Source organism: Actinophytocola sp., assembly GCF_035762905.1.
Taxonomy (GTDB): Bacteria; Actinomycetota; Actinomycetes; order Mycobacteriales; family Pseudonocardiaceae; genus DASYTH01.
Genome location: NZ_DASUCC010000104.1, coordinates 1 through 5,995 on the forward strand (window position 1 = coordinate 1; position 5,995 = coordinate 5,995).

Consider the following 5,995-nt stretch of genomic DNA (forward strand, 5'->3'; position numbering starts at 1 on the left):
CCGAGTGGGTGTGAGCCCTGGTCGGACCGCGCGGCGCCTAGCCACTACGTATGCCCTCAACCGCGTCCCCGTTGGGTCCGCCTGCTCGGATTCGCTGCGCAGTCACCACCCGGCGAACCCACGCCCGCACGGGCATGCCTCTGCTCTGTCGGTGAGGATCTTTGATGTCACAAGCGAACTTCGACGATTCAAAGCAAGCTTCCAGCGGCTCGTGGGGGGGTTAACGTGTCCGAGCGTTACCGCGGGGGCGGGATGTGGGCGATGCTGTGTCCGTGACACGTTGCGATTGCCCCTGCTCCTCCTGCTGCTGCTTGTCGGCGTCGGGCTGATCGTCGTGGCGTTGCTGGGTCCCATCGACCGCACCAAATATCTCCTTACCGCGATCGGTGTCCTGGTCAGCCTGATCGCGCTGGGAAAGTCGTTCGTGCCCGCACCGACCGAACCCGGGCTTGATGAATTGACGAACGCGCTGGCCTTGGCGATGCGCGACCAGTGGACCAAAGCCGCGACCGATCGTCGCCTGCAGCACCCGGCGCCGTTGCCGATCCGCTGGTGTCGCAGCAGCGAGCCGGTCGCCGGACCCACGGCGGCGGCTACGCTGACCGGCACCGACCACACCCTCCTGGATCCGCTGGCCGGATTGACCCGCATCACCAGCGAAGATCACGACGATGGCGCTACACAGGCGCAGGCCGCTGGACAGACCGGGGCAGCCGTCACGATCGCGATGATCCGCAGGACTGATCGCAGTTTCGGTAGAAATCCTCGGCAGCGTCCTCTCCGGGCATGGCCGCCGGCGTCAGGGGCTGCCGGAGCTGTTGCCGGCGTTTCGGTGCAGCGCATGGAGTCCCAGCGTCACCAGGAGCACGATGCCGACGGCGAAGAATGCGTTGTGCGCCAGTTTCAGGTGTAGTGGCGAATCGCCGAGCGGCGGGACCAGGAACGCGATCCAGGAGCGCGTCAACAGCGGGGCGGCGGCCAGCGCCAACCGCTGGTCCGGTCCCCAGCCGGTCCGCCGCGATCCCCGACCGACCAGGACGACCAGCGCGGTCAGGGCCGTGACCTGGACCGCCACACCCAGCCAGTCGGTACCGGCGAGGTCGAACACACCGAACGCGATCACGGCGAGGGCGCCGACGCGCCACGGTCTGGGCGCCGCCCGGTCGATGGCCGGGCGAGGCTGGCGCCCGAGGAGAAAGGCGACCACGATCAGCGCTGCCACCAGGACGGTGGTGCTGATCAGTTGGGCCAGCGTGGCCAGGAACTGTTGGGTGTTCTGGTGGTCGGCGAAGATGAGCAAGGCGGCCAGCACATACAGCACGCCGGTCACCGCCAGCCCGGTCCGGCCCAGCCAGGGCGTCGTGGCCCGCTGCGGCACGAGGGACTCCACCATGGCGATGGGCGCGCCGAGGCTCCAGACGACGTGCCCGGCGACGAAGACGATCGCGGTGTGGACGCTGATCCCCAGCGCGGGGATGGCGGTGGGGTTGCGGGTACCGGCCCAGGAGTCGATGTCCCGATACGCCGGGTCGAACAGAGACTGGTCGACCAGACCGGCCTGAACCAGGCCGAACGCGACGGCCAGCAGGAGCATGCTGGGCCACCCGCGGCCGGTGCGGCGCACCACCTCGCGGATGATCAGAGCCGGCCCGCCGTACAGCGGGCCCAGGATCAGCAGGCCGCCCAGGAGCGCCCAGACCCGGCCCACGCTGTCGTCGTAGCCTGCGAGGTATTCCGCGCACACCGGCGCCAGCACGAACAGCCCGATCGCCGGCGCGAGCCGCCGCGGCATACGCCGGCGCCCGGCGGCTGAAGGCGCCCGGCGGCGCTCGGTGTCCTCGTTCACACCCGGCACGCTAGGAACGGCGCCGGGTGAGCACATCGTTCCCCGGGTTGGCCCGCGATGACCGAAGTCTCGCCGTCGACCGGCGGGGTGCGACCAAAGTATCCGGCGCGGCGACTTCGGTCTTCGGCTCGCGCTCGGGTATCCGTTCGGTTCGGGTTCGACCGGTAGGTTCACGGTCGTGGACGGCCTGGGCTCGGCACCCTGGCGGCGGAGTGGACGCGACTGCGCCGTCGACGCCGCCGTGTTCCTCGGCGCGCTCGGCTACGGCACCGTGCTGAGCCTGCTGCTGGCAGAGGATCCGACGGTGCCGCGGCCGGTGCTGGTCGTCACCCAGGTGTTCGGCGCCGTCGGCTGTGCGCTGCTGTGGTCGCGCCGTCGCTGGCCGACCGGTGTGGCGCTGGTCCTGATCCCGCTGTCCGTCGTCTCCGACGTGGTCCACGGCGCCCTGCTGGTGGCGTTGTTCACCGTCGCAGTGCACCGGCCGGTGCCGGTCACCGCGGTCGTCGCCACGACGAGCGTGCTCGGCAAGGCCGCGTTCCTGCTGCTGGTCGCCGGGTCGGGCGAGCCGGTCGGGCAATGGCTGCTGTTCGTCGCCACCAGCACCTTCGCCGTCGTCGGATGGGGCCTGTTCGCCCGGCACCGCCGCCAGTTGGTGCTGTCGCTGCGGGAGCGCGCCGAGCGCGCGGAAACCGAGGCGCGGCTGCGCGCCGAACAGGCCCAGCACCATGCCCGGGCCCAGATCGCCCGCGAGATGCACGACGTGCTGGGCCATCGGCTGTCGCTGTTGAGCGTGCAGGCCGGCGCGCTGGAATACCGGCCGAACGCACCCGCCACGGAGATAGCCCGAGCCGTGCGGGTGATCCGCGCCAGCGCACACCAGGCGTTGCAGGACCTCCGCGAGGTGCTCGCCATCCTGCGCACCCCGGTCACCGATCGTCCCCAGCCGACCCTGGCCGACGTGCCCGACCTCGTCGCCGAGTCGGTCCACGCCGGGATGCGAGTGGAGCTGAGCCAGGACGTGACGGGCACCGTCGCCGGCACCACCGGACGCACCGCGTTCCGGATCGTTCAGGAAGGCCTGACCAACGCGCGCAAACACGCGCCCGGCAGCCACATCCGGGTGACCGTCGCGGGGGCGCCCGCGCGCGGGGTGACCATCGAGGTGCACAACGACGCCCCAGCGGAGGCGCCGACCCTGCCCGGCGGTGGCCAGGGTCTGGTCGGGCTCGCCGAGCGGGTCACGCTGGCCGCGGGGCGGCTGGACCACCAACCCACCGCCAGTGGCGGATTCCGGCTGGCCGCCTGGCTACCCTGGCCGTCGTGACAACGCCGGAAACCATCCGCGTGCTCGTCGTAGACGACGACCCGCTGGTGCGAGCCGGCCTGCGGCTGATGCTGCACGGCGCGCACGGCATCCAGGTCGTCGGCGAGGCGGGCGACGGCACCAAGGTCGCCTCCGCCGTGGCTGAACACCGGCCGGACGTGGTACTCATGGACATTCGAATGCCCACAATGGACGGTCTGACCGCGACCGAACTGCTACGTACCCGACCGGACCCGCCGCAGATCCTCATCCTCACCACTTTCGACGCCGACGAGCACATCCTGCGCGCGTTGCGCGCCGGTGCCGCCGGTTTCCTCCTCAAGGACACCCCACCCGCCGACATCGTCGCGGCGATACAACGCGTCGCGCGCGGAGAGCCGGTCCTGTCGCCCGCCGTAACCCAACGGCTCATCGCCCGCGTCACCGACGCCGGCCAGGACCGGCGGCGCACCCTGGCCCGGGACCGACTGGCTCAGCTCGCCGGCCGGGAGCGCGAGGTCGCCGTCGCCGTCGCACAGGGCAAATCCAACGCCGAGATCGGCGCCACCCTCCACCTGAGCATCCCCACCGTCAAGACCCACATCTCCCGCATCCTGACCAAGCTGGAGTTCCACAACCGCGTGCAGATCGCCCTGCTCGCCCACGACGCCGGACTGCTCGCCGACCAGCCCTGATCCCCAACCCACACCCCACCGCAAACCCAGCCACAAGCCCCCAAGTCGCATGACCGGAGCCGGCTTGCGAAACCGGGCAATCGCGGACCCGGGCAAGAAGCGATGATTGGCAATTATCCCTTCCCCGGCGTCGAAGGGCAGGACGAAGCGGAGGCAGCGATCTTCATCGGCTCGGACCGGTCCAGCGCGAATCTGTTCGTACTCACCGATTTTCGCCTCAGAGCGCAGAACATCATCGGCGTGGACAGCGGCGTCGGCCGGCTCATGCCAGCTCCCGGCGGGTTTGTCGCAATCTTCCCTGACCTAGCCGCAGCGGGCCCGGGTACCCAGTCCGTGAACGGCTGGCTCCCAACCCGAGCCGACCGATACACCGACGCACATCCTCGCCCAGCCGACAACCGCTACGGCACGCTGACCATCACGACGCAGGTCGACCAGGACCGCGGTGCCGGTTCAGACGAGCCGCTCTCCCGTACTACCGTGGCTGAGAACAATCGTAGGGAAAACACTTTTTCCCGCACAATCTCGTCACTGCAACTGAACTAATATTCCAGCTGCATTCGTAGTATTTGGTTCGTTTTCGCTGGTAGTGGCCTGTTTGGCCGTGGCATTGGTGGCGTCGGCGCCAATGGGATCAGGCCCAGCTCGCGCAGCGGATGGGGGAGCCGTGATCCACCGCTACGCTACCGTCGAGGGCGTCCATCACGCCATCCAGACCGCCCCGACCGTCCAGGACGGGCACCTTGTCGTGGTGCCGGCCGTGGGGGAGGCGGCGGTGGTGTGCGGCACCTTCCCAATCGCCTTCCAGGTACCCAACCAGGCTGCCTACGCCGCCAGCGCGCTGTCCTTGTACACCAAGGCTTTCGCCTACGAGGGCAGCATATGGAACTCCAGCGCGGTGGATCGAACCGAGATCACGGCCAGGGGCAAGCAGATGGTCGAGTACATGAAATATGCGGTGGGTACGCCGGAGCAGGTCGAGCGGTTCGTCCGGCCGTTCCTGGCCGATACCGGCGCACCGCTGACCGCCATGGCCTTCAGCGAACCCGAGGGCAGCGCCAACTTCGACGCCGAGGGAGCCGGCCTCGGGGTCCGCACCACCGCGGTCCCGGACGGCGACAGCTGGGTGATCAACGGGCGCAAGGCCTGGGCGTCCCACTTGCCTGGCTGGGATGGCGACGGCCCGGACCTGATGACCATCGTCTGTCGCACCCCCGGCGGCATCTCCCTCATCGTCGCCGAACGCCAACACCTGGCCGGCCACATCGAGGTTGAGGAGTACTACGACCTGCCCGGGCTCAAGGGCTGCCTGACCACCCGGGTCCCCTGGCCGACGTGCGCGTGCCACGCGGCAACCTGCTCGGCGCGGAAGGCCAGGGCGTCGCGTTGACCCGCAACGCGTTTCTGCCCAGCGGCGCGTCGATCGGCATCTTCGCCACCGCCGCGATGCGGCAGGCCTTCGACATCGCCTACCGCTTCGCACGGTCCGAGACGCGCGGCGGCCCAGTGCCGATCATCGCCCACAAGCCGTGTCCGACGTCCTGGCCGACGCCAAAGCAAAGATCGAAGCCGTCCGGTTGCTGGCCTGGCGTGCCCTGGACGCCGTGCTGTCGATGCATCCCAACGGCCCGGAACTGGCCCTGCATTCGAAGATCTTCGGCTCCGAAACCGGCGTGCAGGTCATCAGCGACCTCATCGGGATCGTCGGAGTCACCGCCTACGACCAGAACTTCCCACTGGTCCGCCATCTGATGGACGCGCTGGCCTACCCGATCATCGAAGGCAGCAACGTCGGCATGCGCCGCAGACAGTTGCAGGCACTGTTCCGCACCCCGGGCTACGACCCGCTCTCCGCCTCCGACATGGCCTAACCGCCAGGACTCAGCTCGACGATTGCCAACCGCCATGGTGGAGGGAGTCGCGGCTTGGCCGGCCGATCAAGGCTCCAGAGAACATCCGTCCACAAGCGACACGGAGGTCATAGCTCGGGGCAAGTCGGTTTGACGGTCGCGGTGTCAGGTGCGGAACGGGCCGGTGACCTCGTAGGTGATGCCGCCGCTGGAGGAGCCGGAAGTGCCGCGCTGGGAGGAGAAGTAGAGCCGGTTGCCGGCCGGAGTGAACGCCGGGCCGGTGATCTCCGATGAACTCTGC

Annotated in this window: 7 protein-coding genes and 1 pseudogene; 6 read left to right on the forward strand and 2 right to left on the reverse strand. The window is 69.2% G+C overall.

Features of this window, described 5'->3' with window-relative positions; translation table 11 throughout:
• Positions 1-280 precede the first annotated feature (280 nt).
• On the forward strand, positions 281-913 hold the full coding sequence (locus VFV67_RS23240) for a hypothetical protein (protein ID WP_326472736.1): 633 nt from the start codon (positions 281-283) through the stop codon (positions 911-913).
• Here VFV67_RS23240 and VFV67_RS23245 read toward each other — a convergent pair.
• Positions 800-1,846, reverse strand: coding sequence for a hypothetical protein (locus tag VFV67_RS23245; protein ID WP_326472737.1), 1,047 nt, complete (start codon positions 1,844-1,846; stop codon positions 800-802). The two genes, VFV67_RS23240 and VFV67_RS23245, sit on opposite strands and share 114 nt — an antisense overlap.
• Before the next feature lie 178 nt (positions 1,847-2,024).
• Between VFV67_RS23245 and VFV67_RS23250 the strand changes: the two genes are divergently transcribed.
• The 5 genes from VFV67_RS23250 (at position 2,025) to VFV67_RS23270 (ending at position 5,715) form a co-directional block, all read left to right on the forward strand.
• Positions 2,025-3,170, forward strand: coding sequence for a sensor histidine kinase (locus VFV67_RS23250; RefSeq protein ID WP_326472738.1), 1,146 nt, complete (start codon positions 2,025-2,027; stop codon positions 3,168-3,170).
• Entirely contained in the window at positions 3,158-3,844 is a 687-nt protein-coding gene (locus VFV67_RS23255; protein WP_326472742.1) for a response regulator transcription factor, read from the forward strand. Before VFV67_RS23250 ends, VFV67_RS23255 begins: the two co-directional genes overlap by 13 nt.
• A gap of 102 nt (positions 3,845-3,946) precedes the next feature.
• Entirely contained in the window at positions 3,947-4,390 is a 444-nt protein-coding gene (locus tag VFV67_RS23260) for a hypothetical protein (protein ID WP_326472739.1), read from the forward strand.
• A 121-nt stretch (positions 4,391-4,511) separates the two neighbouring features.
• Positions 4,512-5,234: a hypothetical protein gene (locus VFV67_RS23265; protein WP_326472740.1), complete on the forward strand. Its 723-nt coding sequence runs from the start codon at positions 4,512-4,514 to the stop codon at positions 5,232-5,234.
• 139 nt (positions 5,235-5,373) lie between these two features.
• The gene (locus tag VFV67_RS23270; RefSeq protein WP_326472741.1) at positions 5,374-5,715 is read left to right on the forward strand and encodes an acyl-CoA dehydrogenase family protein; all 342 of its coding nucleotides are present in this window, start codon (positions 5,374-5,376) and stop codon (positions 5,713-5,715) included.
• Between the two features lie 144 nt (positions 5,716-5,859).
• Here VFV67_RS23270 and VFV67_RS23275 read toward each other — a convergent pair.
• Positions 5,860-5,995 (reverse strand): annotated as a pseudogene (locus tag VFV67_RS23275) (translocation protein TolB); the annotation flags it as partial.

Coding starts and splice junctions, on each gene's coding strand:
- VFV67_RS23260 (WP_326472739.1), top strand. CDS start 3,947: ATGATTGGCAATTATCCCTTCCCCGGCGTCGAAGGGCAGGACGAAGCG.